This window comes from Deinococcus aetherius (assembly GCF_025997855.1).
GTDB lineage: Bacteria > Deinococcota > Deinococci > Deinococcales > Deinococcaceae > Deinococcus > Deinococcus aetherius.
In genome coordinates this window covers 1,650,540-1,676,127 of record NZ_AP026560.1, presented here as the reverse complement: position 1 = coordinate 1,676,127, position 25,588 = coordinate 1,650,540, and the positions used below count along the sequence as shown (strand labels likewise).

28 protein-coding genes are annotated in these 25,588 nt (G+C 69.2%); 19 read left to right on the top strand and 9 right to left on the bottom strand.

Features of this window, described 5'->3' with window-relative positions; genetic code table 11:
• Nucleotides 1-1,137 (bottom strand): LCP family protein, encoded by a 1,137-nt coding sequence (locus DAETH_RS08375; protein WP_264774443.1) that lies wholly within the window; start codon nucleotides 1,135-1,137, stop codon nucleotides 1-3.
• Nucleotides 1,138-1,210: 73 nt separating this feature from the next.
• Nucleotides 1,211-1,717: a ClbS/DfsB family four-helix bundle protein gene (locus tag DAETH_RS08370; RefSeq protein WP_264774442.1), complete on the bottom strand. Its 507-nt coding sequence runs from the start codon at nucleotides 1,715-1,717 to the stop codon at nucleotides 1,211-1,213.
• A 120-nt stretch (nucleotides 1,718-1,837) separates the two neighbouring features.
• Here DAETH_RS08370 and DAETH_RS08365 point away from each other — a divergent pair, with 120 nt between their 5' ends.
• Together DAETH_RS08365 and recQ are read left to right on the top strand one after the other, a co-directional pair.
• Nucleotides 1,838-2,845, top strand: a complete 1,008-nt coding sequence (locus DAETH_RS08365; protein ID WP_264774441.1) for an MDR family oxidoreductase — start codon at nucleotides 1,838-1,840, stop codon at nucleotides 2,843-2,845.
• Between the two features lie 117 nt (nucleotides 2,846-2,962).
• Entirely contained in the window at nucleotides 2,963-5,308 is a 2,346-nt protein-coding gene (gene recQ, locus DAETH_RS08360) for a DNA helicase RecQ (protein ID WP_264774440.1), read from the top strand.
• A 1,105-nt stretch (nucleotides 5,309-6,413) separates the two neighbouring features.
• On the opposite strand, the gene DAETH_RS08355 is transcribed toward recQ, so the two are convergent.
• A complete protein-coding gene (locus tag DAETH_RS08355; RefSeq protein ID WP_264774439.1) occupies nucleotides 6,414-6,683 on the bottom strand; it encodes a tyrosine-type recombinase/integrase in 270 nt (89 codons plus the stop codon).
• A 53-nt stretch (nucleotides 6,684-6,736) separates the two neighbouring features.
• Between DAETH_RS08355 and DAETH_RS08350 the strand changes: the two genes are divergently transcribed.
• Nucleotides 6,737-7,117, top strand: a complete 381-nt coding sequence (locus tag DAETH_RS08350; RefSeq protein WP_264774438.1) for a type II toxin-antitoxin system RelE/ParE family toxin — start codon at nucleotides 6,737-6,739, stop codon at nucleotides 7,115-7,117.
• 4 nt (nucleotides 7,118-7,121) lie between these two features.
• On the top strand, nucleotides 7,122-7,400 hold the full coding sequence (locus DAETH_RS08345) for a helix-turn-helix domain-containing protein (protein WP_264774437.1): 279 nt from the start codon (nucleotides 7,122-7,124) through the stop codon (nucleotides 7,398-7,400).
• Nucleotides 7,401-7,581: 181 nt separating this feature from the next.
• Here the strand turns inward: DAETH_RS08345 and DAETH_RS08340 are convergent, their stop codons facing one another.
• Nucleotides 7,582-8,997, bottom strand: a complete 1,416-nt coding sequence (locus DAETH_RS08340; protein ID WP_264774436.1) for an MDR family MFS transporter — start codon at nucleotides 8,995-8,997, stop codon at nucleotides 7,582-7,584.
• A gap of 149 nt (nucleotides 8,998-9,146) precedes the next feature.
• Here DAETH_RS08340 and map point away from each other — a divergent pair, with 149 nt between their 5' ends.
• The 6 genes from map (at nucleotide 9,147) to DAETH_RS08310 (ending at nucleotide 14,439) form a co-directional block, all read left to right on the top strand.
• Nucleotides 9,147-9,908 (top strand): type I methionyl aminopeptidase, encoded by a 762-nt coding sequence (gene map, locus DAETH_RS08335; protein WP_264774435.1) that lies wholly within the window; start codon nucleotides 9,147-9,149, stop codon nucleotides 9,906-9,908.
• Between the two features lie 169 nt (nucleotides 9,909-10,077).
• Nucleotides 10,078-10,314, top strand: a complete 237-nt coding sequence (locus DAETH_RS08330; protein WP_264774434.1) for a hypothetical protein — start codon at nucleotides 10,078-10,080, stop codon at nucleotides 10,312-10,314.
• 61 nt (nucleotides 10,315-10,375) lie between these two features.
• The gene (locus DAETH_RS08325) at nucleotides 10,376-11,542 is read left to right on the top strand and encodes an ABC transporter ATP-binding protein (RefSeq protein WP_264774433.1); all 1,167 of its coding nucleotides are present in this window, start codon (nucleotides 10,376-10,378) and stop codon (nucleotides 11,540-11,542) included.
• A gap of 91 nt (nucleotides 11,543-11,633) precedes the next feature.
• The gene (locus tag DAETH_RS08320; protein ID WP_264774432.1) at nucleotides 11,634-12,461 is read left to right on the top strand and encodes an ABC transporter permease; all 828 of its coding nucleotides are present in this window, start codon (nucleotides 11,634-11,636) and stop codon (nucleotides 12,459-12,461) included.
• Nucleotides 12,458-13,348, top strand: coding sequence for an ABC transporter permease (locus DAETH_RS08315; RefSeq protein ID WP_264774431.1), 891 nt, complete (start codon nucleotides 12,458-12,460; stop codon nucleotides 13,346-13,348). The genes DAETH_RS08320 and DAETH_RS08315 overlap by 4 nt, the downstream gene beginning before the upstream one ends.
• Nucleotides 13,345-14,439, top strand: coding sequence for a polyamine ABC transporter substrate-binding protein (locus tag DAETH_RS08310; RefSeq protein WP_264774430.1), 1,095 nt, complete (start codon nucleotides 13,345-13,347; stop codon nucleotides 14,437-14,439). The genes DAETH_RS08315 and DAETH_RS08310 overlap by 4 nt, the downstream gene beginning before the upstream one ends.
• On the opposite strand, the gene DAETH_RS08305 is transcribed toward DAETH_RS08310, so the two are convergent.
• Nucleotides 14,440-14,847, bottom strand: coding sequence for an ACT domain-containing protein (locus DAETH_RS08305; RefSeq protein WP_264774429.1), 408 nt, complete (start codon nucleotides 14,845-14,847; stop codon nucleotides 14,440-14,442).
• A gap of 124 nt (nucleotides 14,848-14,971) precedes the next feature.
• Here DAETH_RS08305 and DAETH_RS08300 point away from each other — a divergent pair, with 124 nt between their 5' ends.
• On the top strand, nucleotides 14,972-15,253 hold the full coding sequence (locus DAETH_RS08300) for a stage V sporulation protein S (RefSeq protein WP_264777414.1): 282 nt from the start codon (nucleotides 14,972-14,974) through the stop codon (nucleotides 15,251-15,253).
• 89 nt (nucleotides 15,254-15,342) lie between these two features.
• Complete coding sequence (locus DAETH_RS08295; protein ID WP_264774428.1) at nucleotides 15,343-16,023, top strand: zinc metallopeptidase; 681 nt, start codon at nucleotides 15,343-15,345, stop codon at nucleotides 16,021-16,023.
• A gap of 108 nt (nucleotides 16,024-16,131) precedes the next feature.
• Here the strand turns inward: DAETH_RS08295 and DAETH_RS08290 are convergent, their stop codons facing one another.
• The gene (locus tag DAETH_RS08290) at nucleotides 16,132-16,506 is read right to left on the bottom strand and encodes a metal-sulfur cluster assembly factor (RefSeq protein WP_264774427.1); all 375 of its coding nucleotides are present in this window, start codon (nucleotides 16,504-16,506) and stop codon (nucleotides 16,132-16,134) included.
• A complete protein-coding gene (locus tag DAETH_RS08285) occupies nucleotides 16,506-16,820 on the bottom strand; it encodes a rhodanese-like domain-containing protein (RefSeq protein ID WP_264774426.1) in 315 nt (104 codons plus the stop codon). Before DAETH_RS08285 ends, DAETH_RS08290 begins: the two co-directional genes overlap by 1 nt.
• A 78-nt stretch (nucleotides 16,821-16,898) precedes the next feature.
• Here DAETH_RS08285 and DAETH_RS08280 point away from each other — a divergent pair, with 78 nt between their 5' ends.
• From DAETH_RS08280 to DAETH_RS08255, 6 genes are all read left to right on the top strand, one after another.
• Nucleotides 16,899-17,186: a rhodanese-like domain-containing protein gene (locus DAETH_RS08280; protein WP_264774425.1), complete on the top strand. Its 288-nt coding sequence runs from the start codon at nucleotides 16,899-16,901 to the stop codon at nucleotides 17,184-17,186.
• Between the two features lie 33 nt (nucleotides 17,187-17,219).
• Complete coding sequence (locus DAETH_RS08275; RefSeq protein ID WP_264774424.1) at nucleotides 17,220-17,561, top strand: hypothetical protein; 342 nt, start codon at nucleotides 17,220-17,222, stop codon at nucleotides 17,559-17,561.
• A 62-nt stretch (nucleotides 17,562-17,623) separates the two neighbouring features.
• Entirely contained in the window at nucleotides 17,624-18,109 is a 486-nt protein-coding gene (locus DAETH_RS08270; RefSeq protein WP_264774423.1) for a universal stress protein, read from the top strand.
• Nucleotides 18,110-18,164: 55 nt separating this feature from the next.
• Nucleotides 18,165-20,708, top strand: coding sequence for a U32 family peptidase (locus DAETH_RS08265; protein ID WP_425556387.1), 2,544 nt, complete (start codon nucleotides 18,165-18,167; stop codon nucleotides 20,706-20,708).
• An 89-nt stretch (nucleotides 20,709-20,797) separates the two neighbouring features.
• Complete coding sequence (locus DAETH_RS08260; RefSeq protein WP_264774422.1) at nucleotides 20,798-21,322, top strand: DUF402 domain-containing protein; 525 nt, start codon at nucleotides 20,798-20,800, stop codon at nucleotides 21,320-21,322.
• A gap of 25 nt (nucleotides 21,323-21,347) precedes the next feature.
• Entirely contained in the window at nucleotides 21,348-22,055 is a 708-nt protein-coding gene (locus DAETH_RS08255) for a hypothetical protein (RefSeq protein ID WP_264774421.1), read from the top strand.
• A 3-nt stretch (nucleotides 22,056-22,058) separates the two neighbouring features.
• On the opposite strand, the gene bshC is transcribed toward DAETH_RS08255, so the two are convergent.
• Complete coding sequence (gene bshC / locus DAETH_RS08250) at nucleotides 22,059-23,615, bottom strand: bacillithiol biosynthesis cysteine-adding enzyme BshC (RefSeq protein ID WP_264774420.1); 1,557 nt, start codon at nucleotides 23,613-23,615, stop codon at nucleotides 22,059-22,061.
• Nucleotides 23,616-24,044: 429 nt separating this feature from the next.
• The gene (locus tag DAETH_RS08245) at nucleotides 24,045-24,719 is read right to left on the bottom strand and encodes a Crp/Fnr family transcriptional regulator (protein ID WP_264774419.1); all 675 of its coding nucleotides are present in this window, start codon (nucleotides 24,717-24,719) and stop codon (nucleotides 24,045-24,047) included.
• Nucleotides 24,720-24,805: 86 nt separating this feature from the next.
• On the opposite strand from DAETH_RS08245, the gene DAETH_RS08240 reads away from it, so the two are divergent.
• A complete protein-coding gene (locus DAETH_RS08240; protein ID WP_264774418.1) occupies nucleotides 24,806-25,588 on the top strand; it encodes a WecB/TagA/CpsF family glycosyltransferase in 783 nt (260 codons plus the stop codon).

Here is a 25,588-nt window from a genome sequence, read left to right as displayed (position 1 = left end):
TCAGTTCGCGGGCGTGTCGCTCCCCAGGCGCACGGTCACGTCCGCGCCGGGAACGCCCTCCGCGTCGGAGAGTTGCCCGTGGCCCACGTCGCGCAGGACGGCGGAGGCGGCCTTGCCGGTGACGGTGGTGGGCACGTCGGCGCGCGGGCCGTCGGAAATCCGCACGTCCTGGTAGCCCAGCTCCTCCAGCCGGGCCTTGAGGCGGCGGGCGGAGCCGCCGGGCGCCCCGACGTTCACGACCGCCACGGTGAGGAAGCGGGGGTCGTTCGGGTCGCGGAAGTGCTCGCGGACGATAGCCTCCAGGGCCGCGCGGTCGGGAAGCCAGGTCCCGCCCCCGCCGAAGGAGCCGGGAACGGTGTGCATGTTGACCTTCAGCCCCGCCAGCGCCGAGCCGAGGACGGCGCCGACCTCCTCCCGCGTCAGGTTGGACTTCGTGTTCGCGTTCAGCGCGGCGACCATGCCGGGTAGGCGCCACCAGTTGACCGGACTTTTCACCTGACCCACCATCGCCGACAGGTAGGTCTGCTGCCGCGCCACCCGCCCGATGTCGCCCAGGCCGTCCTTGCGAAAGCGCAGGAAGCCCTCGGCCTGCCCGCCGCTGAGATGCTGGCGCCCCGGTTGCAGGTCGATGTGGAGCTTTCCCGCATTGTCGTCGTACTTCATGCGCTGCGGCACATCGAGGGTCACTCCGCCCGCCGCGTCGGTAAGCGAGCGCACGGCGTGGAGCGAGAGCAGGGCGTACCCGTCCACCCGCACGCCCGTCAGGCGCTGCACGGCGTCCACCAGCATCTCGGGCCCCCCGTGGACGTTCGAGCCGTTGATCTTGCCCCAGCCCCAGCCGGGAATGTTCATCCAGGTGTCGCGTGGGATGGAGAGCAGGTTCGCCGTGCCGTCCGGCCGGAACTGCGCGAGGACGATGGTATCGGTCAGGCCGCTGTAGTCCTCGGGGGCCGCCGGGTAGGGCCACACCGGGCTGGGCGGGTAGTTCGGTGTGACGCCCGCCAGCAGCAGCGTGACCGGGCCGTCCGCCTTGCGGGGCAAGGCCCCGTAGCGGGCCAGGGCCGGGGCGGCGGGGGAGAGCAGGGCGACCAGCCCGGCGAGGAGAAGCAGGAGGAGGAGAACGGCACGGCGGCGCACGGGGCGAGTGTAGCGGTCGGGGGATGAGGGAACAATCAACTTTGGTTCTACGTCAGTCCCACCCCGTGAGCGTCTAACCCCGCGCGGTCAGGTCGTCCAGCAGGGCGCGGGCTTTCGGCTCGTGCTCGACGTGCCAGTGGTCCAGGAAGCCCACCAGCAGGCGCTGACCAAGGCCCTCGTCGCCCAGCCATTCAAATCCTCCCACGGCGAGTAGGTCTTGCTCGGGCAGCGCGGCCACACCTGCCGCCAACTGGTCCCACGTCTCGGCGGCGTCGCGTGTCACGTCCTTCCAGGCACGGTCCCGGTTGGTGAGTTGCGTCCAGGCGTTGATCACCTGCACCTCCTCACGGGAAGGAGGGGGGGAAGGCCGCTCTCCACGCCGAATCAGGGCGACGTTCGCCACCTCCCACCGCCACCACGTCGTGAGGTGGGCCACCAGATCGAGGAAGGTCCAGTCTCGCCCCATTGCGCCCGGTGCAAGGGCGTGGCGTGGACCGATGGCCTCCACGGTGTCCTGCCACAGTTGCCGCTCGAACGCGATCCGCGCAAGCAGTTCAGCCCGGCTGTGGGGAGTGTGCATACCGGAACTCTACAGGCGTGCAGGTCCCGTACCCCCCCGGTAACGCAGCCCTCCTCGCTTCCCGGGGTAGGCTTGTCCGGCATCCACAACCCCGGCCCCTTTCCCCGAGGAGGTTTCCCCATGACCCAGCCCACCCTGCCCGAACAGTTCCGCGCCCTGCGTGCCGTGAAGGACGACGCGGGCTTCCGCGCCGAGTTCCAGAGCCTCACGCCCGAAGACCTCCCCGCCGGGGATACGGTCGTGCGGGTGACCCACTCCAGCCTGAACTACAAAGACGGCCTCGCCGTGGCGGGCAAACCGGGCGTCCTGCGGTCGTACCCGATGACGCCCGGCATCGACCTCGCCGGAACCGTGGTCAGTGACGAGACGGGCACCTACCAGCCGGGCGACGCCGTGGTGCTCACGGGCTGGGGCATCGGCGAGCGGCAGGACGGCGGTTATGCCGAGTACGCGCGGGTGCGCGCGGCGTGGCTCGTGCCCCTGCCGCCCGGCACCACCCCCGAGTGGGCCATGAGCGTCGGCACGGCGGGCTTCACCGCGATGCTGGCGGTGTTGAGCCTCGGAGAACACGGGGTCGCGCCCGGGAGCGGCGAGGTCCTCGTCACGGGCGCGGCGGGCGGCGTCGGGAGCACGGCGGTCGCCCTCCTGACGGCGGCGGGCCACACGGTCACGGCGAGCACCGGGCGGCGGGAGGAGGAGGCTTACCTGCGCTCCCTCGGTGCCGCGAACGTGATCGGGCGCGAGGAGTTGCCCGCCCTGGGGCGCCCCCTCGAAAAGGAACGCTGGGCGGGCGTGGTGGACAGCGTGGGCGGGGACACGCTCGCCGGGGCGATTGCCAGCACCCGGGCCCACGGTTCGGTCGCGGCCTGCGGGTTGGCGGGCGGAAGTGCCCTTCCCACCACCGTCTTTCCCTTCATCCTGCGGGGGGTGAACCTTCTCGGGATCGACTCGGTGAATTGCCCGCAGGAGCGCCGTCAGGCCGCCTGGACCCGACTCGCCCGCGACCTGCCCGCCGACAGGCTCGCCGAGGTGACCCAGGTCAGGCCCCTGAGCGACGTGCCCGCCCTCGCGGGGGAGATTCTGGCGGGCCGGGTGCGGGGGCGCACGGTCGTGGACGTGCAGTGCTGAACCCAGGGAGTCCGGTTCGGGCCTGACGGGGGAGGTGGGTTGAACCCACCCGCTTCCCCCCGTCGGGGCCTCGATCCCGATTATGCCGGTGACGTAACCGCGCTATCCTGTCTCCCGATGACCGCTGCCCCCGCCTCCTCGAACAGCACGGCCACCGACCAGCGCGCCCTCACCGTCCTGAAAAGCGTCTGGGGTTACGACGCCTTCCGGGGCGTGCAGGCCGACATCGTGCGCACGGTGTCGGAAGGGGGCAACGCGCTCGTCCTGATGCCGACGGGTGGCGGCAAGAGCCTGTGCTATCAGGTGCCCTCGCTGCTCCGTCCCGGCGTGGGGATCGTCGTCTCGCCGCTGATCGCGCTGATGAAGGATCAGGTGGACGCGCTGCGGCAGGTGGGCGTGCGGGCGGCCTTCCTCAACTCCACCCTTCAGGCGGAGGGGGTGCGGGAGGTGGAGGCGGCTCTGGTCGCCGGGGACCTCGACCTGCTGTACGTCGCGCCCGAGCGGCTGCTGCTCGACCGCACCCTCGACCTGCTGGCCCGCTCCCCCGTCGCCCTCTTCGCCATCGACGAGGCCCACTGCGTCTCCCAGTGGGGGCACGACTTCCGGCCCGAGTACGGGCAACTCGGCGTGCTGCCGCAGCGTTTCCCCCACCTCCCGCGCGTGGCCCTCACCGCCACCGCCGACGAGCGCACCCGGGAGGACATCCTGCGGGTGCTCGGTCTGCACGGGGCGCCGCAGTTCGTCTCCTCCTTCGACCGCCCGAATATCCAGTACCGGGTGGCGAACAAGGAGGGGCCCAAGACCCAGCTTCTCGACTTCATCCAGGCCGAACATACAGGCGACGCGGGCATAGTGTACTGCCTCTCGCGCAAGTCGGTGGAGGAGACCGCCAAGTGGCTCCAGGCGCAGGGGGTGGACGCGCTGCCGTACCACGCGGGCCTCTCGCCGCGCGAGCGCAATCTGGCCCAGGACCGCTTTCTCAACGAGGAGGGGATGGTCGTCGTCGCCACGGTCGCCTTCGGGATGGGCATCGACAAGCCCAACGTGCGCTTCGTGGCCCACCTCGACCTGCCCAAGAGCATGGAGGGCTACTACCAGGAGACGGGCCGCGCCGGGCGCGACGGCCTGCCGAGCACCGCCTGGATGGTCTACGGCCTGACCGACGTGGTGAACGTCAAGCGGATGCTCGACCAGAGCCTCGCGCCCCCCGAGGTCAAGCGGGTGGAGGCCGCCAAGCTCGACGCCCTGCTGACCTACTGCGAGGCCGCGACCTGCCGCCGCCAGGTGCTCCTCTCGTACTTCGGGGAGACGCTGGAGGCTCCGTGCGGAAATTGTGACGTGTGCCTTCAGCCCCCCCGCGTCCGCGACGCCACCCGCGAGGCGCAGATGGCCCTCTCGGCGGCGGTGCGGACCGGGAACCGCTTCGGCGCGGCGCACCTCACCGACGTGCTGCTGGGCCGCGAAACCGACAAGGTGCGCGCGATGGGCCACCACGCCCTCCCCACCTTCGGGGTCGGGCGTGAGCATGACGAGAAGACGTGGCGCGGCCTGTTGCGGCAACTCGTCAGCCTCGGCTACCTCACGGCGGGCGAGCACCACGGCCTGAGCAGCACGCCCAAGGCCCGCGCGCTCCTGCGGGGCGAGGCGACCCTGATGCTCCGGGAGGAAACCCTTGTCCCCAAGCCCGCCCGCCGTGAGCGCGACCGCTCCGCCCGTAAGGGAGGCGCCCCGGTGGACGCCCAGGACCGCCCCCTCTTCGAGGCCCTGCGGCAGTGGCGGCTGACGAAGGCGCGAGAGCAGGGCGTTCCCCCTTACGTGATCTTCGCCGACTCGACCCTGAAGACCATCGCCGAACTGCGCCCGGGCAGCCTCAACACCCTGGGCAGCGTGAGCGGCGTGGGCGCCCGCAAGCTGGAGGCCTACGGGGCGGAGGTGCTGGAGGTGGTGCGGGGGCAGGTGGGGAGCCGTCAGCCGTCAGTGGTCAGCCGTCAGCCCACCAGTGCCGAGCGGGGGACGGCGGACAATGTCGCGGTGCTAGGTCTCCTGCGGGGAGGTGGTCAGGTCAGCCCCTCGCCCAGGACGGCGACCCCAGAGCGGGAAGTCCGGCCCACCGCGCTCTTCTCTCCGGGCGTCACAGACGAGCCCCACGCGGCCACCCGGCCCCAGCCCGAACCCCGCCCCGCTCCTCTCCCGGCCCCCACTCCACAAGCCACGAGCGACACGCCACCCGCTCCCCCCAACCCCGAGGTCGCTGGGACCCTGCGTGAACTGCGCCGCGAACTCTCCCGCGAGACGGGGCACAGCGCCTTTGTGATCTTCCCGAACGCGACCCTGGAGGCCCTGGCCGTGAGACAGCCCCGCACCCTCGCCGAGTTGCGCGGGGTGCCCGGCCTGGGCGAAAAGCGCATCGAGGCGTACGGCGAGCGCATCGTGGACGCGGTGCTCACGGCGCTGGACGGGTAGGGGCTCGGGGAAGCGTCGGGAAAGGAGTGGTACACCCTCGCTGGAGCTGCGGGAGATGTTCAATCTCACCGTCGATACCGCACACACCTTCTACGTCGGCCAGGACGGCTGGTTGGTCCATAATCAAAACAACCCCAAGCCGCCTTACACAAAGTTTCAAACGGTAAATGCATCTGACGTCAACTAGAAGAATTTAGGACATGGGTTCGCAGGTCATGGCAACGACTTGGGGTTCCAAAATGGCCGACAAGGAGTAAACGGCTACAAATCCTTAGCGCAATCGGTAATTTCTAACCCAGATGAAGTGCGTGTTGGCTCATATGGTAATTGGGGTAAGGATGTGCAATTGTACCGTCAAGGAGATTTTGTTGCAGTCATTACTAAAGATGGTAAGTTTATTACTATGGCTCAATCCGACCATATTCCATCTTTCGCCCGCAAAGCTACTGCCTTCCTTAAGTTGGGGTGCCTCGGCTTATGACATTGCAAAACGTTGACGCCTTGCTTGGGAGGACTGTTACTGGAATCTATATGATTCGCTTCTTATTACCTGACGGGGAGCCAATCTATACAGATGATCCAATTATAGTGGATACACAAACCGCCTCGTTATGCTTTCGTGCAAAAGCGGAATGCTTGATTGTGGAAGATAAATGGATAGATCCATTCTCATCTAGATATGTTATGGGGAATCCTGTGTATCCAAGTAATATCGTTCAGATGAGAAATGAGATTGGAGGGAACTACATAATAGATGTCAGTAAGGATATAAAATTTAGCGTATACCAGGGTAAGTCAATTTGCAGTTATAGGTACATCAAGAACCCTTTTAATCAAGTTGTCGGAGTAGTGCTTTACCTTGACCAACTACCACTAACGTTCGTGGTGATGGGCGAGGAATGTATGATTAATCCAGCTCGCCTCCCGGAAGGCTTTCAGGTTGTTGAATCCAATATTTGACACGCCTTCTACTCAGCCGTGCTCCAATAACGAAAGGTAGCCTGACCTCCTCGCTCTGATCCGTTCAGACAAGCCGCTCCGATTGTCGGAGCGGCCCCTTTCTTCTGTTGCGGTGCTACCGAGGTGCTACCCCGCCGATTTCTGCTCAGCCCGCCCTACTGTGCTGGATCAGTTCCGCCAGGCAGGGCGCGGCCTCCCGGCGCTGCTCGTCATACAGGTGCGTGTACACCTGCATGGTGAACCCCACGTTCGTGTGCCCCAACCGATCCGCGATGACCTTCGGTGCTACTCCCCGAAAAGCCAGGAGACTGGCGTGGGTATGGCGGAGGTCGTGTATCCAGATACGGGGCACCTCGGCGGCTCTAGCGAGGGCGTGAAGGGTGCAGGGCAGGTCGGCGGAGTCAATCGCAGACAACAGGAAACTATACAACCAGCACAGGCGCACCAAAAATGGTACACTCTGGCGGTGTGACACTCTCGCCCGAACCCGAGACGCCCCAGCCCATCCTTGAGGTTCGGTTCTTCCGCACCACCGTGGGCAATGAGCCCGTTCGGGAATGGCTGAAGTCCTTGACTCGGGAAGACCGCAAGAGCATTGGGGAGGATATCAAGACGGCTCAGTTCGGCTGGCCCATCGGAATGCCCCTGATCCGCAAGTTGGAAAAGGGACTTTGGGAAGTCCGTACCACGCTGGAAGACGGGATCGCTCGCATCATCTTCACGGTCGTTGGCAACCGCATGATCCTGCTTCACGGTTTCGTCAAGAAATCCCAGAAGACCCCGAAGAATGATCTTGAAACCGCTCGGAAGCGTCTAGGCCAGGTGGAGGCGAATGGAAATGAGGAATGAGCCTGTGAATAAGCACATGGGGAGCAGCTTCGATGACTTCCTGGCGGAAGAGGGCCTGCTGGCTGACGTTGAAGTTGTGGCACTGAAGCGCGTTATTGCGTTTCAACTTGAACAGGAGATGAAGCGCAGCGGCTTGACGAAAACCGAACTGGCTTCCCGCATGGAGACCAGCCGCTCGGCGGTAGATCGTCTGCTGGACCCGGAAAATCATGCCGTGACCCTGCGGACCCTGGAACGCGCGGCGGGTGTGCTGGGCAAGCGGCTGAGGCTCGAATTGGTTTGATCCCCAGCACGGTGCTATAGCGGCGCTACACGTTCACGAAGGGAGGTGTTTTTAGCTACTCAAGCCCGAGGCGCTAATTCTTTAAATAACGTCTGGGGCGGTGTTTGTAAGAACCCATCCTGCCTCTTGACAGATGTTCAAGCTCACCGTTGGCAAGGCCTGACGCCCGCTGAACGCCTCCTCAGTGTGAGGACGCCTCCGGCTGCGGCTGGGGTGCGCCCTCACCCGCCTTTCTGACCCCGCCCCTCGGCAGCGTCAGGCTCAGCACCAGCCCGGCCGCCACCAACCCCAGCGCGAGGAGGTACGCCCGCCCCAGCCCCTCGGCCAGCGCCACGCCCCCGGCCTCGATGGCGGCGGGGCCGATCAACAGGGCCATGACCGCCACCCCAAGCGCGCCGCCCATCTGCCGGGCGAAGAGCACGCCGCTCGTCACCGCCCCCAGCTCGCCCCGGGTGGCCCGCTCCTGAGCGGAAAGGAGCAGACTGAGCATGGCGAAGCCCATCCCCATCCCCACCACGAAGCCCAGGGCGGACGTGACCCACAGCGGCGAGTGGACCGCGAAAGTCAGGGCCGCGAACATCACCGTGAGCACCGCGAAGCCCAGTTGCGAGAGGCGGGCGAGGGGCACCCGGGTCAGCAGCCGCGCGCTCCAGATCGAACTCAGCGTCCAGCCCACGAGCATGGGCGTCAGGATCGCCCCCGCCCCGGTCGCCCCGCCCCCGCCGACGCCCTGCGCGTAGAGCGGCAGGTAGGCGATGACCCCGAAGTACGCCCCGCCGCCCAGCAGGTTCCCCGCGAAGGCCACGCGCGGCACCCGCTCGCGCAGCGACCGCATCGGGAGCAGGGGATCGGGGTGACGGCGCTCCATCCACACGGCGGCGGCGAGGACGAGCAGACCGAGCCCGACCATCCCCCACAGCCGCCCCTCCAGCCCCCAGACGGTCAGTCCGCTCCCCGACGTGAACAGCACGGCGCCGGTCCAGTCGAGCCGGGCGGGGCGCGGGTTGCCCGTCTCCCGCAGGTGCCGCCACGCGATCAGCAGGGCGGCGAGCCCGAAGGGCAGCGAGGCGTAGAAGGTCCAGCGCCACGAGAGGGCGTCCGTCAGCCACCCGCCGAGGAGCGGCCCGACGAGCCCGGAGACCCCCCACACGCCGCTGATGAAGGCCTGCACGCGCCCGCGCTCGGCAAGCGAGTACGTCTCCCCGATGATGGTGAGCGTGAGGGGCAGCACCGCCCCCGCCCCCAGGCCCTGAAGGGCCCGCGCCGCGACGAGCCACTGCATGTTCTGCGCGAGGCCGCACAGGGCGCTGCCCAGCAAGAACATCACCACGCCCGCCAGGTACAGCCGCCTGCGCCCCACCACGTCGGACGCGCGGCCCCACAGCGGGCTGCTCACCGTGCTCGTCAGCAGATACACCGCGAAGGGCAGGGCGTAGAGCCGCTGGCCGCCGAGGTCGGCTATCACGCTCGGCATCGCCGCCGCCACCACGCTCGCCTCCAGCGCCGCGAGAAAGACGCCCATGACGAGGCCGGTCGTGGCGAGCCGCCGCGCCTGCTGCTGGGCGGGGGACAGGGCAGGGGGAGTCGGGGCAGTCATGGGGGGCAGGCTAGCGCGCGGCACCGGGGCACTCGTGTCGCGAGCCTTAAGCTGCCCGTCGGGAACCACCGTCCGTTCGCCGGGCCGGGATGGTCCCCCGTGGGGCCTGCTCCTTTCCGCCTCCGGAGCGCGTGCTAGCCTGCTTTCTTATGAGCCGCGTCGCCCTCAAATCCGCCCGCGAGATCGAAGCCATGCGCCGCGCGGGGGCGCTCGTGGCCGAGACCTTCCGTCTGCTCGACCCTTACGTCAAACCCGGCGCCACCCTCGCCGACCTCGACCGCATCGCGGAAGAGCACATCCGCCGGGCTGGCGCCGTCCCCGCCTACCTGGGCTACGGCCCGCGCGACAACCCCTTCCCCGCCACCATCTGCGCCTCGGTCAACGAGGTGATCTGCCACGGTATCCCCGGTGACCGGGCACTCAAGGAGGGCGACATCGTCGGCGTGGACATCGGCGTGCTGCTCGACGGCGTGTACGGCGACGCCTGCTACACGTACACGGTGGGCAGGGTCTCGCCCGAGGTGCAGGGGCTGGTGGACACCACCCGCCAGTGCCTCGCGGCGGGGCTGGAGGTTGTGAGGCCCGGCAACCGCACGGGCGACATCGGGCACGCCGTCCAGTCCCTCGCCGAGTCGCGCGGCTACGGCGTGGTCAAGGAGTACACCGGCCACGGCATCGGCAAGCGGCTGCACGAGGAACCGACCATCTACCACTGGGGCGCCCGTTACACCGGCCTCAAGTTCCAGCCGGGCATGGTCTTCACCATCGAGCCCATGATCAACCTCGGCACGCCGGACACGAGGTTGATGCCCGACGGCTGGACGGTCATCACCGCCGACAAGCTGCCCAGCGCCCAGTTCGAGCACACGGTCGTCGTGACCCCCAGGGGGCACGAAATTCTGACGCTGTGATACAGTTCCCGTCCAATCCGTTATCGAATCGGGAAAGCGCCGATTCGACAACTCCTTTCCCGGCAACCGTTTTGTTCCTCCTCGCTCTGCTCGGGTTGAACAGTTTTTGTAACTGTTCAACCGGAATCCGTATGAGTGGAGGGAGCGAGGTGGGCGGTATGGTGGGGGCGTGCAGGAAAGTCTCAACCTTTTCCTCTCGGTCCTCAGCGCCCTTTGTCTGATCGTCGCCGCCCTGTCCGGCATCCAGGCCCTTCGCAGACGGCCCGGAGCGGGACGGCGGGCCGGGCTCGCGCTCGCGGCGTATTTCGTGACCGGCGCCCTCGCCTACCTCACGTCCCCTCCCCAGGATCAGGTGCGGCTCAAGACCCGGCAGCCGCAGACCACGCCGGACCAGCCCGGGCGGTAGGCGGGCAGGGTCGTCTCGGCAGGACTCCCCAGAGGGATACCCCCTTCCCCTACAATCCCCTTTGTATGTTCATGCAGAGGGCACGGCCATAACCGGCGTCGTTTTCAAGGGCAAGCGCACGCGCGAACTCCCGCAGGGCGCCGCCGTCAGCGTTGTGGACGTGTTCAAGAGCTTTCGTACCGCGTCGGGCAGCGAGACGCACGTGTTGGAGAGCATTGATCTGGATATTCGTCGCGGTGAGTTCTTCAGCCTGCTCGGCCCCTCGGGTTGCGGCAAGACCACGCTGCTGCGAATTCTGGCGGGCTTCGAGGAGGCCGACGCGGGAGCCGTCCTGATCGGCGGGCGGGACATGACGGGCGTGCCGCCGCACCGTAGACCGGTCAACACCGTCTTTCAGAGTTATGCGCTCTTCCCGCATCTGACCGTCTTCGACAACGTGGCCTTCGGGTTGCGGCAAAAGCGCGTGCCCCCCGCCCAGGTCCGTGAGAGGGTGGTCCGCGCACTGGAGACGGTTCGCATCGCCGAATATTCCACCCGCCGCCCCGACCAGCTTTCCGGCGGCCAGCGGCAGCGGGTGGCCCTTGCCCGCGCCACCGTGAACGAGCCGGAGGTCCTTCTGCTGGACGAGCCGCTCTCGGCCCTGGACCGGGGGCTCCGCAAGGAACTCCAGGTCGAACTCTCCAACCTCCAGGAGACGCTGGGCATCACCTTCGTCTTCGTCACCCATGACCAGGAGGAGGCGCTGGTCATGAGTGACCGCATCGCCGTCATGAACCGGGGCTGCATCGAGCAACTGGGCCGCGCCGAGGAGCTGTACGAGCGCCCCCGCACCGCCTTCGTGGCGAACTTCCTGGGACAGAGCAACCTGATTCCCGGCACGGTGCGCGAGACGGGCCCGAACGGCGCGGTCGTCCAGACGCCCCACGGCCCCCTGCGGACGCATTATGGCGCCGGGCTCCCCGTCGGGCGCGAGGTCACCCTCAGCATTCGTCCCGAGAAGCTGCGGATGGAGCGCGACGATGAAACCCAGGGCAACGAGGTCCGCGCCCGCGTGGACGACATCGTGTACACCGGGGCCGAGAACCAGTACCTGCTGGAGGCGAACGGCCAGCGCCTCGTCGCCTTCCAGCTCAACGCCGACATCGGCGCGGACGAGGACTTCGACTATGAGGAGGAGGTCGCGCTGTACCTGCCGCCGGAGAATCTGGTGATCCTGGAGGAAGGGTGAGGAGAAGGGCTCAGGGGCGAGTGATGAGTGATGAGGCACAGAGGCGACTCCCCATTCCCCACCGCTCCTCACCGATGACTGGAGTGCAGCGATGCTGACCCTCCGCCGCTTCCTCGCCACCCTCGGGCCGGGCACGCTCTGGCTCGTCGCCTTCCTCGCCCTGCCGCTGCTCGTCATGCTGGGGTACTCGCTCCTGACCCGCACGGATCTCGCGCAGGTGGGGCCGCCGTGGACGCTGGAGAACTGGGGCCGGGTCTTCGGATACGACGCTCTCTTTCAGGAGTGGGTGACGGACAACCTGCGGGTGCTCGGGCGCAGCGTGTGGATCGCGGCGGCGAGTACCTTGCTCTGCGTTCTGATGGGCTATCCCCTCGCCTTCTACATCGCCCGGCAAGGCGCACGGCGCAAGAATCTGCTCCTGCTGCTGCTCATCATCCCCTTCTGGACGAACTTCCTGATCCGGGTCTACGCCTGGATTCTGATTCTGCGTCCCTTCGGCCTCGTCCCCAGCACGGCGGCGACGTTCCTGGGCATGGTGTACGCCTTCTTGCCCTTCTTCGTGCTGCCCGTGTACGCCAGCGCCGAGAAGGTGGACTGGCGGCTGCTGGAGGCGGCGCAGGACCTCGGAGCAAGCCCGGTGCGCGCCTTCCTCGCCGCCGTGTTCCCGCAGACGCTCCCCGGCCTCGTCGCGGGTCTGCTGCTGACCTTCATCCCCGCGCTCGGCACCTTTGTCGTGAGTGACATTCTCGGCGGGGCGAAGACGGCGCTGATCGGCAACCTCGTGCAGAACCAGTTCGGGCAGGCGGGCGACTGGCCCTACGGCTCGGCGCTGAGCTTCCTGCTGATGGGCGTGGTGCTCCTGGGGCTGTGGCTCTACGCGCGGACGGCGGGGCAAAAGGGGCTGGAGGAGTTGGTATGACTCGGCGGGCGGACCTGCCAGGCTCCGAGGGAGAGAGCAGGGGGCGGCGGGCGGGCGGCGTGTCGGCCCCGGTGCCGCGCAGGCGCACCCACCCCCTCCTCTCCGCCTGGGCCTGGGCCGTCTTCGCCTTTCTCTACCTGCCCATCCTCGTCCTGATCGTCTTTTCCTTCAACAACTCCCGCTTCGGGGCGACGTGGGAGGGCTTCACCCTGCGGTGGTACGGGGTGCTCGCCGCCCGTTCGGACGTGCGGGAGGCGCTGGGCCACACGCTGACGGTCGCCCTGAGCAGCACGCTCGTCAGCACGGTCCTGGGCACGCTCGTCGGCCTGGGGCTGTGGCGCTACTCCTTCCGCTTCCGCACAGGGCTGACCTTCCTGCTGGTGCTGCCCATCGTCATTCCCGACGTGGTCATGGGCGTCAGCCTGCTGATGTTCTACGCCCTCGTCCGGGGCGGCCTCGAACTCACGGGCTGGACCTTCGACAATGGCTTCTGGACGGTGATGCTCGCGCACGTGACCTTCCAGATCAGTTACGTCGCGCTGACCGTCCGCTCGCGCCTCGCCGGGTACGGCCCGGAGCTGGAGGAGGCGGCGCGCGACCTGGGGGCGAACGGGGTGCAATCCTTCCTGCGGGTGATCCTGCCCCTCGCGTTGCCGGGGGTGCTCGCCGGGGCGCTCCTCGCCTTCACCCTCAGCCTGGACGACTTCGTGGTCACGTACTTCACGAGCGGCTCGGGCTTCCGCACTCTGCCCGTGTTGATCTACACGTCGGTGCGGCGCGGCGTGACGCCCGATATCAACGCGCTGAGCACCCTGCTCGTGCTGTTCACGGTCGTCGCCATCTTGATCGGGAACGCGCTGCTCAGGCCACGCGGGGGGCGGGCGTGAAAAGGGCGCTCTTCCTCACCGCCGCCCTCCTGTCCCTGAACGCCTGTTACCGGGTGGAGCCGGAGGACGCGGGCGCCACCATCCCTCCGCCCACGGCACGCAACGACGGGCGCACCCTGCGCATCTTCATGTGGTCGGACTACATCGACCCCGAGGTGGTGAAGGACTTCGAGAAACGCGAGGGCGTGCGCGTCGTCATCGACACCTTCGAGAGCAACGAGAACATGCTCGCCAAGTTGCAGGGGGGCGGGGCCGCCTACGACCTCGCCACGCCGAGCAATTACGTGGTGCAGACGATGGTGCGGGCCGGACTGCTCCAGCCCATGCGGAAGGAACTGCTGGGAAACTTCGGCAACATCGCCGCCGGGTTCCTGAACCCCAACTTCGATCCCGGCAACACGTACACCGTGCCGTACCAGTACGCCGCGACGGGGCTCGCTTACAACGCCAAGCGTTACACGCCGCCGCAGGAGAGCTGGAACCTGATCTTCGGCCCCACCGACACCGTGCGCTTCGCCCTCCTCGACGACCCGCGCGAGGTGATCGGGGCGGCCCTCAAGTACCTGGGCTACTCGGTGAACACGGGCAGGGTCGAGGAACTGCGCGCCGCCCGCGACCTGCTGCGCCGCACGGTCGCCAAACGCGGCTTCGAGTCCTTCAGCGGCGGACCCGAGATTCGCAACAAGCTGCTCGCGGGGAGCATCGACCTGGGCCAGATTTACGTGGGTGACCTCCTGCAAGGCACCGCCGAGGACCCCAACCTCAAGGTCTTCCTCCCGCGCGAGGGCACGACGATCAGCACCGACACCCTCGTCCTGCTGCGGAGCAGCCCCAGCCCGGCGCTCGCTCGCCGCTTCGTGGACTTCGTGCTCGACCCCGAGGTCAGCGCCGCCATCAGCAACTACACCTTCTACGGCAACCCGAACCGGGAGGCGCAGCCCCTCCTCGACCCCTTCCTGCGGTCGCAGAAGGCGTTCAACCCGAGCCAGGAGGAATTGACCTCGGGGCGAGTGGAGTTCATCAACGAACTGCCGCGCGGCACGACGACCCGGCTCTACGACCGCATCTGGACGGACCTCAAGACGCGGTAGTCAGGCTCCCCCGACCGCGTGCCCCGCCGCCCGCAGCGCCGAGACGGCATCGCTGAGCCGCCCGGCCTTCACCAGCACGTAATCGGTGTCGAAGGTGGACAGGGCGAAGATACCCACGCCCGCGTCGCGCAGGGGGTTCAGCACCGCCGCCAGAATGCCCGTGAGGTGGAACGGAAAGGGGCCGTGGAGCCGTAGGGCCGCCCAGCCGCCCTCCACCCGCAGGCCGTCCGGCAGTGGGTCGGGCACGTTCCGGGTTGCCGTCACCACGCTGACCTCGCCCGGCGCTCCCACCACCGCCCACAGGTCCCCATCCGTAGCCCAGCCGGGGAGGGGAGACCCCGGCGGAAGTTGCGCCACCGTGAACTCGCCGTCCAGGACCGAGAGCGTCAAATGTGCGGATCGCGTCATGGGCCCATCTTGCCTGCCCCCGACGGGGGAAGCGCGACAAATGACGGGTTGGAAATTGAAGGCCGGGCAAAATGAGATTAGATTTAGAAGCATTAACACTCGAACCGTGGAGGCAGCCTATCTCGTGGAAACCCTGCGCGTGTCCGGGAAATCCCGGCCGAATGCGGTCGCCGGGGCGGTCGCGGCCCTGCTGCGCACCCAGGGCCGGGTGGAACTCCAGGCCATCGGCCCCGCCGCCGTGAACCAGGCGGTCAAGGCGCTGGCCATCGCCCGAGGGTATCTCGTGGGCGACGGCCTCGACCTCACCGTGCAGCCCGCCTTCGTCAAGCTCGATATGGCCGAGGAGGAGCGGACCGCCGTCAACTTGATCGTCGTCGCGCTCCACCTGCAACCGCCCGCTGGCTGAGTGACGGGGCCTTCCTCAACCACCTTGACGTTTGCCTCATAAAACTTGAGTGAGGGGCGCTAAGATGTGGACTAGGAGGAAGACCAGCCATGATCTTCGGCCCGTACACGTTCCTGATCCTCATCATCTTCGTCGCCTCGCTGCTGATCCAGGGGTACCTGAGCCGCACCTACGGGCAGTGGGGGCGCGTGCGCAACACTCACAACCTGACGGGCGCGCAGGTGGCCCGCCTGATGCTCGACGAGAACGGCCTGTCGCACATTCCCGTCAACGTGGTGCCCGGCAACCTGTCGGACCACTACGACCCCATGCGCAAGACCGTGAACCTCTCCGAGGCCAACTACCACGTCCCCAGCGTCTCGGCCCTGGCAGTCGCCGCCCACGAGGTCGGCCACGCGATCCAGGACAAGGTGCGGATGCCCGCCCTGGTGCTGCGCGGTCAGCTCGCCGTGCCGCTGAACCTGGGCATGAACCTCGCGCCGCTGCTGCTCCTCGCGGGCGTGTTCCTGCAACTCAGCGGCCTGCTGTGGCTCGGCGTGATCCTCTTCGCGGGTGCTTTGCTGTTCCACCTCATCACCCTGCCCGTCGAGTTCGACGCCAGCCGCCGGGCGCTCGCCTACCTGAATGGGCGTGGCATCGTCGCGGGGCGCGAGAGCCAGGGAGCGCGGGCCGTCCTGACCGCCGCCGCCCTGACCTACGTCGCGGGCTTCGCGATGGCGCTGGCGCAGCTTCTGAACGTGCTGGGCATCGCGCGTAGCCAGAGCGACTGAGAGTCTTCGGCCGTCAGCGATCAGCCTTCAGCGAGAAAAGACGCTCCGGTCTGGACCCGGGGCGTCTCTTCTTTTGGCTGACGGCTGCCCGCCGAAAGCTGACCGCTCCTACACGCTGAAACCGAACATCCGCATCTGGCGCTTGCCGTCCTCGGTCATCTTGTCCGGGCCCCACGGCGGCGTCCAGACGAACTCGACGTTGACCTCGCTCACCCCGTCGAGGCGGCCGACGGCCATCTCGGCGTCCGCGCGGATGAGGTCCTGCACCGGGCAGCCCACGCTGGTGAGGGTCATGGTGATGTCCACGACGCCGCCCTCGCCGATGTCCACCCCGTAGATCAGCCCGAGGTCCACGACGTTGACGGGAATCTCGGGGTCCTTGACGACCTTGAGGGCTTCGAGCACCTGCGCCTCGCTCGGCAATCCCTCCGGGGTCGCGTCCTTCGCCCTGACGTTGGCGTCCGTGATGTTCGCGTCGTCCATCAGCCCTTCCCTCCTTCGGTGGGCAGACCGCTCTCCGCCCAGGCCAGCGTGCCGCCCGCGAGGTTCACGACGTTCTCGTAGCCGTGGTCGAGCAGGTACTGCCCCGCGCGGGCACTGCGGGCCCCGCTGCGGCAGATCATCACGATTTCGCGGTCCTTCGGCAGTTCCCCGTAGCGGGCCTCGAACTCGCTCAGCGGCAGCAGCCGCGCCCCCTCGGCGTGCACCTCCTCGTACTCGTGCCCCTCGCGCACGTCCACGAGGAGCGCGCCCTCCCGCACCATTCTCTGCCCCTCTTCGGGCGTGACTTCCCTCATGGGGCCAGCATAGCCCAGGGCCCTCTCCCCAATGGTGCAGTCGCAATGGTGCGGGCGGAGGCGGGCTACACTCCCCCCATGCCTCTCCCTGGCGGCGTCACCGTCATCGACCTGCGGCCCGAGGACCTGCGGCGGCGTGAGCCCCTGGAACGGCTGACGAGGCTGCCGGTGCGTGCCGTCTCCCTCGACGCCATCGAGGACGGCACCCACGGGCTGAGCCGCGACCTCGGGCCCCTCGTCGTGATCTGCGAGCGGGGGGCGCGTTCTGGGCTGGCCGCCCGCTATCTCCAGGCGGACGGGCTGGAGGTGAGCGCCTACCCCGGCGGCGTTCCGGCCCTGGCGCGCGAGGGTGAAGAAAAGGCCTGAGCGGCACGGACGGCCCCGCCTCTACCCTGAGCCGTGGACGTTTCTCCCGAACAGTTCGAGCGGATGGCGAAGGCCACCCTGGTCGCCTACGCCACCCGACTCGGCCCCAGCCTCGACCTCACGATGGAGACGGAGCCAGGGCAGGTCCGGTTCCTGCTGCGGCGGCAGACCACTCCCTCGGCGGAGACTTACGGGGCCGCCGCCGTCGTCGCCAAGCCCGCCGTGGACGCCGACGGGGTCGAGCCCTTTCAGCGGGTGCTCGACCACCTGCTCGATCTGAACGAGAAAGACGCGCTGCCGCAGGCGCCGGACGGCGGCAGGTCGCCCACGGTCTGCGAGTACCGGGCCGGGGAGGACTTCCGGGTCCTGTCTTAACCGTCCTGGGGCCAGGGGAACGCGGTAACTCCCCGGGAATGCCCCGTTCCTACGCTCGCCCCATGTCAGGCGATGAGGACGCTTCCAGGAACACCATCCTCGTGACCACCGACACCAGCGCGCTCGGCGACCACGCCCTCGCGCACGCTCAGGCCCTCGCCGCCGGGCTGGGAGCGGAGCCGTGCGTGCTGTTCGTGCAGCCCGACCCCCTGCCCGCCGTCGCGGACGGGTTCGCCTACCTCCCCGTCACGAGCGAGGAGGACCTGCTGGAAGAACGGCGACAGGTCGAGGCCAGGCTCGCCGCCCGCGTGCCGGGAGCGCGGGTACACGTCGAGCGGGCCGCCAGTCGTCCGGTCCAGAGCGCGATCCTGGGGGTGGCGCGGGACGAGGGTGCCCGGTTGATCGTGATGAGCACCCACGGTCGCAGTGGCCTGAGCCGCGCCCCGCTCGGCAGCGTGGCGGAGGGGGTGGCCAACCACTCGCCCGTGCCCGTGCTGCTCGTGCGAGCCCACCACCGCGTGACCTCCTGGCCCAAGCGGGCCGCCTGAGCCCCGTTCCCTGCCTCACGCTCCCACCTGTGACGAGCGGCTAAACTGGCGCGTTATGCCCGATGCTGCCCGGCGCCGTGCGCGCGTGAAACCGGAAGTCATGAGTCCCGTCGGTGGCTGGTCCCAATTGCGCGCCGCCGTGGAGGCCGGGGCCGATGCCCTTTTCTTCGGCGCCCGGGCCTTCCACGCGCGGGCGAAGGTCGGCTTCACCAACGAGGAACTGCCCGACATCATGCGGGCGCTGCACGAGCGCGGGGTGCTGGGCTTCGTCACCTTCAACGTCCTCGTCTTCGACCGCGAGCTGCGCGAGGCCGAACGGCAGCTCATCCACCTCGCCGAGAGCGGGGTGGACGCGATCATCGTGCAGGACCTGGGGGTCGCGCGGCTAGCGCATCAAATCTGCCCCGATCTCCCCATCCACGGCTCCACGCAGATGAGCATCACCTCCGCCGAGGGGGCTGAACTCGCCCGCCGCTTCGGGGCGAGCCGGGTCGTTCTCGGGCGCGAACTGAGCCTGCGGGACATCGGGCGCATCGCCTCTCAGACCGACCTCGAACTCGAAACCTTCGTCCACGGCGCCCTGTGCGTCAGCTACTCCGGGCAGTGCTTCTCCTCGGAGGCGTGGGGCGGGCGGAGCGCAAACCGGGGCCAGTGCGCCCAGGCGTGCCGCCTCCCCTACGAGATGCTGGTGGACGGGGTGAAGCGCGATCTCGGCGACGCCCGCTACCTGCTCTCGCCCGGCGACCTCTACGCCCTCCATCAGGTGCCCGACCTCATCCAGGCTGGCGTGAACTGCCTGAAGATCGAGGGCCGCTACAAGGACGCCGACTTCGTGGCCCTGACGACGGCCGCCTACCGCAAGGCCGTGGACGAGGCGTGGGCGGGCCTGCCCCTCAGCGTGACTCCCCAGGAGGAGCGCGACCTGGAGCAGGTGTACTCGCGCGGCCTGGGCCCCCACTTCCTGAGCGGGACGAACCACCAGGCCGTCGTGCGGGGCCGGGCGCCCAGGCACCGGGGCGTGCGGGTGGGCACGGTGCGGGGCGTGACCGAACGCGGCGTCCTCGTCGAGCTGTCCGGGGAGGTCAGGCCGGGGGACGGCCTCGTCTTCGACCCCGCGAACTGGCGCACGCCCCAGGGACGCGAGGAGGGCGGCTTCCTGTACGGCCTGTGGCAGCGCGGGCGTCAGGTCGAGACGGTGCGCCCCGGGGAGACCGCCGAACTCCGCTTCGGGCGCGGCGCGGTGGACCCGGCGCGGGTGCGACCCGGTGACCCCGTGTGGCGGACGCACGACCCCTCCCTCTCCGCGCGGGTGAAACCCCTCCTCGAAGCGCAGGACCCCGTGTACACCCGCCCCGTGACCGCCCACTTCCGGGGCCACGTCGGGGAGGTCCCCGCCCTCACGCTGACCGACGAGCGGGGCCACGGCGTCACGGCGACCCTGGAGGTCCCCCTCCAGCCCGCCCGCAACCGCGCTCTGGATGAGGGGGCCCTCGCCGAGCAACTGGGCAAGCTGGGCGGCACGGGCTACCACCTCGCGGGCCTGACCGCCGACCTCGCCGGGCCCGGGTTCCTCCCCGTCTCGCAACTCAACGCGCTGCGGCGGGAGGCGGTGGAGCAATTCACCGCCCTGCGCGGGCAGGCTCCCGAGCGGGACATCCAGGCGCGGCTGGACGAGGCGTTGCGCGAGACCGGAGCCCCACGCCCCACCGCCCACACCCCACAACCCCGCCTCCACGTCCTCGTCCGCACCCCCGAGCAACTGGACGCCGCGTTGGAGGAACGGCCAGACTCCGTCACCCTCGACTACCTGGAGCTGTACGGTCTGAAACCCAGCGTCGAGCGGGTGAAAGAGGCGGGCATCCCCGTCCGCGTCGCCAGCCCGCGCATCCTCAAGCCGACCGAGCAGAACCTCCAGAAGTTCCTGCTGTCGCTGAATGCGGAGTTGCTGGTGCGGTCGGGCGGGCTGCTCGAAGGCTTGCAGGGCACGCCCGACCTGCCCCCGCTCACGGGTGACTTCAGCCTCAACGCGGCGAACGTCCTCACCACCCGCGCGCTGCTCGACCTGGGGCTGGGGCGCGTGACGCCCACGCACGACCTCAACGCCGCGCAGATCACCGACCTCGCGCGGCTGGTCGGCCCGGAGCGGCTGGAGGTCATCGCCTACCAGCATCTCCCCGTCTTCCACACCGAGCACTGCGTGTTCTGCCGTTTCCTGTCGAGCGGGACGGACTACACCAACTGCGGCCACCCCTGCGAGTCACACCGGGTCGCCCTGCGCGACGAGCGGGGGTTCGCGCACCCCGTCATGGCCGACGTGGGCTGTCGCAACACCGTCTTCGAGGGCCGTCCCCAGGTGGCGGGCGCCCACCTCACCGACTGGCTGGCCTCGGGCCTGCGCGACTTCCGCCTCGAATTCGTCCACGAGTCGCCCCAGCAGGTGCGCGAGGTGATCCGCCTGCACCGCGCCTTCCTGGCGGGGGAACTGGGCGGGACCGCCCTGGAGACCCGCCTGCGCGCCCTCTCCGACCAGGGGACGACCGAGGGGAGCCTGTTCGTGCCGGAGGGCTTCGACCGCCTGCCCGCCCTGCCCGTGCTCTAGGGTCGGGCCGGACTTAGGCGACGCTTCATGAAGCCCCGCCTGCCAAGATGTTCACTTCCTCCCGAAGAACGGGCCCCGTACGATGACCCATGCGCGCGGCGGAACCCGTGAAAATTGAGCGGCACGACGTGGAGGGAAGGCAACACCACACCAACACGGGGGTGCGCCCGGTCCACACCTACCGTGAGCACGCGCATGGGCTTTTCGTCGCCCGGGACTTCGTGGCCCACCCGCGCATTCGTCATTGGCAGGCGCACCTCCTCCCGGAGATCGGCGTGCAGGTCTGCCGCTACGACTTCCACGGCCCCCGCGAACACGACTACTACATCGACATCGCCACCGTGACCCGCGCGGGCGACCTCTGGACCGTCCGCGATCACTACCTCGACGTCATCGTCCACGACGGCATGGCCGCCGAGATCGTGGACACCGACGAACTCCTCGCCGCCCACGAGGCGGGCCACATCGGCGCGGACGAGTTGTGCCGGGCCGTCTCCATCGCCCACCGGGTCGCCTCCGGCCTCGTGCGCGCCCGCTACAGCGTGCCCGAGTGGCTGGCGGGGCAGGGGGTGCGGGTGGAGTGGCTGGCCATGCCCGAGACGGTGGCCGTCTGAGGGGACACTCCCGTTAGCCTGGGCCATGCGAGGTCCCGCCGCCCAGTCCCGACTCGAAGCCGCCCTGCCCGCCGCGTTGAGTCGGGTCACCGCCACCCCCGGCGTCCACGCGGTGCTGTGGTGCGGCTCGGCGTCGCAGGGGGAGGCGGACGCCCACAGCGACCTCGACTTCCACGCGCTCGTGACCGGGGATCAACGCTGGCGGGGCAGCTTCGTGGTGGACGGGGTGCCCGTCGAGGTCTTCCACAATCCGCCCCGGAAGATTCGGGCGATGTTCGCGCAGGGAGAGGCGGCCACCGTCGCCATGTTCGCGGAGGGACGCGTGCTCGTGCCGCACCCCGACCTGGACGCCCTCGTCGCCGAGGCTCGCGCGCTGTACGCGGCGGGTCCGGCCCCACGTCCCCCCACGCCCGCCGAGCGGCACATGCTGGTGGACGAGGTGGTTGAGGCGCAGGCTTCCGTGAGCGAGCCCATCCACGCCTACCTCGTGGCGAACGCCGCCGGGAGGCTGGTTCGGGCCCTCTACGCGGCGCGGGGTTGGTGGGAGGTGGGGCCCCGACACTGGCTGCGCGACCTGGCGGCGCGTGAGGCCGGGGCCGCCCGTCAGCTTCGCGTCGCGCTGAACGGGGCGCGTCCTGAGGAGCGGCAGGCGGCCCTGGAAACCCTGGCCCTGGGTGTCCTCGGCAGCCTGGAGTACGGGGAGAGCGCCACCGAGCCCCAGGCCGTCCCCTGACCCCTACGGAATCGGCACCTCCGCCTGGGTTCCCGGCGGCAGTTCGAGCAGGCGCCGCAGCGGCGTCTCCCCGTGCTTGAGCAGGAAGGTCAGGAAGTTCATCTCCCGCTCCTGCGGGGTGCCCAGCGGCAGGAGGTGGCGCTTGAGGCGCGTAAGTTGCCGCGTCCGGTCGTCCTCCTGGCGGGCGAGGGCCCGGAGGGCGAGCGTCTGGAGGTGACGAATCCGGCCGGTCGTCCGCAGGTGGGTGCGTTCGGCGGCCCGGGCGAGGGTGGGGTCAAGCGCCCCGAGTTCCTCCGTCAGGGCGCGCAACTCGGCGTCCAGGGTGGCGAGGCGCTCCTGGGAGGCTGCCCCCGCCCCCCGTTCACGCGCGAGCGCCCGGCCCAGCACCCCCTCCGGGTCGGCCTGCACCTCGGCGGCGGTCGCGTTCAGGCGGGCGAGGAGCCGCGCCACGTTGGGCTCCAGCCACGTCACGCTCAAGCGGGGCCACAGCAGCGGTTGCCTCAGCCCGTGGAGTTCGTACACCCCGGCAAGCTGCGCCCCGTACGCGATTTCCCCCGGCCCCACCACGAAGGCGAGCGTGGGCAGCAGCGCGTCCTGCACGACCGGGCGCAGCCCCGCCGCCGGCGTGAGACACGAGGGGTCGGCGTCGAGGAGGGCCAGAAGCTCCTCCCGCGTGTACGTCCCGGTCTCGGTGGAGAACCGCTTCCCGTCGAAGCGCAGCAGCCGCCGCTGCCCGTCCCCCTCCTCCAGAAAGAGGTTCGTCGCCCCCGCCGGGCGGCGCAGTTGCGGCTCGAACCCCGCCTCCAGCAGCCGCTCCGCCGCGTCCTCGATCAGGGCGGGGCCACCCAGCGGACGCTCCAGTTCACGGTCGAGCGTCGGGGCCATCAGCGTCGCCAGGGCCGGGTGCAGCGGATCGAGCACGAGCAGCCCGGCGGGGGCGAGCAGCCCGTGGATCAGGCGCGCGAACACGTCCGCGTAGCTCCCCCCGCCCGCGACGGCCCGCTCCACCCTCGAACGCACCGCCGCCCGGTACTCGGGAGCCGTGTCGAAGGCGTCGAGCAGGCCGAGGACCTGTGCCGTCCACTCCTCCCGCCACCCCACGCGGCCCACCGGCACGCCCTGCGGCACGTCCAGCGTCAGGCGGCGCAACTCCTCGCCGTGGTCGAGGAGGGTGGTCGAGGCCACCTCCGCCGCGTCGTGGTCCTGGCTGGCGACCCAGTAGACGGCGACGACGGGCGCGTCCTCCCGGTCGAGCTGCCGGGCGAGGAGCGCGGCGTCCGCCCCCTTGTGGACGCTGTACGCCGGGCCCGTGAGAAGCCCCGCCTGCTGCCCGGTCACGACCACGCGGGAGGCGGGGTGCGCGAGCCGCGTGAGCGTGGCCTCCACGCGGGCGTCCAGCGTGCCCAGGTCGCGGTGGTAGGCGCGCAGGGCGTCCGCGAGGGCCACGCGGTCCACGCCCCGCCGCCCCTCCCGCGCCGCCCCCTCCAGGTCGCCCGGTCGCAGCCGGAAAAAGCCGGGCAGATCGCCCGCCCGGTACGCCGCCGCGATACTCCTCGTCACCTTCACAGCCCCACCGTCTTCCGCATCGGGCCCAGCCTAGAACGTTTGCGCGCCGGGGTGGCGTGCCGACCTCACGGACAACCTTTCGGGAGAGTCGCCAGGGGCCAGTCGCCAGTCGCCAGGACACCGCTAGGAGGTCCGTCAGCCTTGAGCAGGGCAGAGGTAACAGAGCTGAAAACCGGCAGGCTTTTCTCTTAACTGGGTTCAGGTTGTCTACGACAGAGGCAAGCAAATCAGATGTGCTTACGACCTGGCGTTTTCGCTCTTTTGACCCTCTCCACTCTTGGGAGAGGGCGTTGCGAAGCAACGGGTGAGGGGGCGTGTGACCAGCCCAGCCGCTCCCCCAGGGCCAAGGAACGCCTCGCCCTCCGTGGAGAGAAAAGCCTGCAAAACCGGGCTTTTCCTGGCCGCTGGAAGCTGGCGACTCCCCTACCTCAGCGGCTCCCGCGAGGCGTTGATCAGCCCCGCCCGGTCGGTGAGGATGATGCGGCGGTACCCCAGGTCGAGCAGGCCCCGCGCCCGGAAGTCGCCGAGGAGCTTGGTGATGGTCTCCCGCGTGCTGCCGACGACGTGGGCGAGGTCCTGGTGCGAGACCCGCTCGCGCAGGGCCAGCACCCCGCCCTCCGGCCAGGTGCCCTCCCGCTCGGCGAGGGCGAGGAGGGCGAGGGCGAGCCGCTGCGAGACCTCCATGAAGACGAGGCCGGAGAGCCTTTCTTGCACCCCGCGCGTCTGCCGGGTGATCTGCTCGGTGAGGGCCACCCCGACCGCCGGGTGTGCCCGGGTGAGGCGGGTCAACGTCTCGCGGCCCAGCATCAGCGACTCGGTATCGTCCATGGCCTCGGCGTACATGCCGTACCGCTCGCCCGGGAGCAGCGCCGACGCCCCCAGCAGCGATCCGGAACCGTGGACGTCGAGCGTGACCTCGCGCGCCGCCGACCCCAGGCGGTACAGCCGCACGCTCCCGCGCGTGAGCACATGCAGCGTCTCCGCCGGGTCCTCGGGATGAAAGAGCAGCCCCCCCCGCGCCCAGCGGCCCACGCGCGCCGCCGCCATCACCTGCGCGAGCGTCTCCTGGGGCAACGCTCCGAATGCACCGGACATCATGAGTTTCAGTGTGCCACACCGGATTCCGCAGGAGGACAGCCCGGCCCCCGGCCCCGGCACCCCCCATGTTACAATTCGCGCCACGCATGACCCGACCCCAGCCCACCGCCCAGTCCCACCCGGCGGGGCCGTCCTCCCCGGCGGAGCGCCTGACCCTCTTCGATCTCCCGCTGGACGTGATCGACCTGGAGGGAACGCTCGCCCGCCTCGGTGGGTGGATGTTCCGCGCCCCGCGCGCCCCGCATACCGTCGTCACGCTCAACCCGGAGTACATCGTGCAGACCCGGAACCGCCCCGACCTCGTGGCGGCGGTGCAGGAGGCCGACCTCGTCACGGCGGACGGCATCGGCATCGTGTGGGCGGCGCGGCAACTGCACGGGCGGGAGGTCCCCCGCGCCCCCGGCTACGACATCGTCAAGGGGCTGATGGCGCGGCACGGCGCGGAACTGCGCGTCTTCTTCCTGGGGGCCCGGCCCGGCGTCGCCGAGCAGGCCGCGCAGAACGCCGCGCGGGACTACGGCATCGGGGTCGCGGGCGTCCACCACGGCTACTTCGACCTCCCCGAGGACCGCCGGGTCGCGGAACTCGTCGGCGCGTCGGGCGCGCACCTCGTCCTCACCGGGATGGGGGGCGGGCGGCAGGAGACTTTCAACCAATACTGGCGGCAGGTGCTGGGCGCCCCCGTCATCATCGGCTGCGGCGGCGTCATCGACGTGTTCGCCGGGACCGCCGACCTCGCCCCCACCTGGACGCGCAAGCTCGGCGTCGAATTCCTCTGGCGGGTGGGCCTCGACCGCAAACGCTGGAACCGCGCCCCCCGTCTCGCCCAGTTCGTGCGGATGGTGCGGGCGGAGAGAAAACGGCGGTAG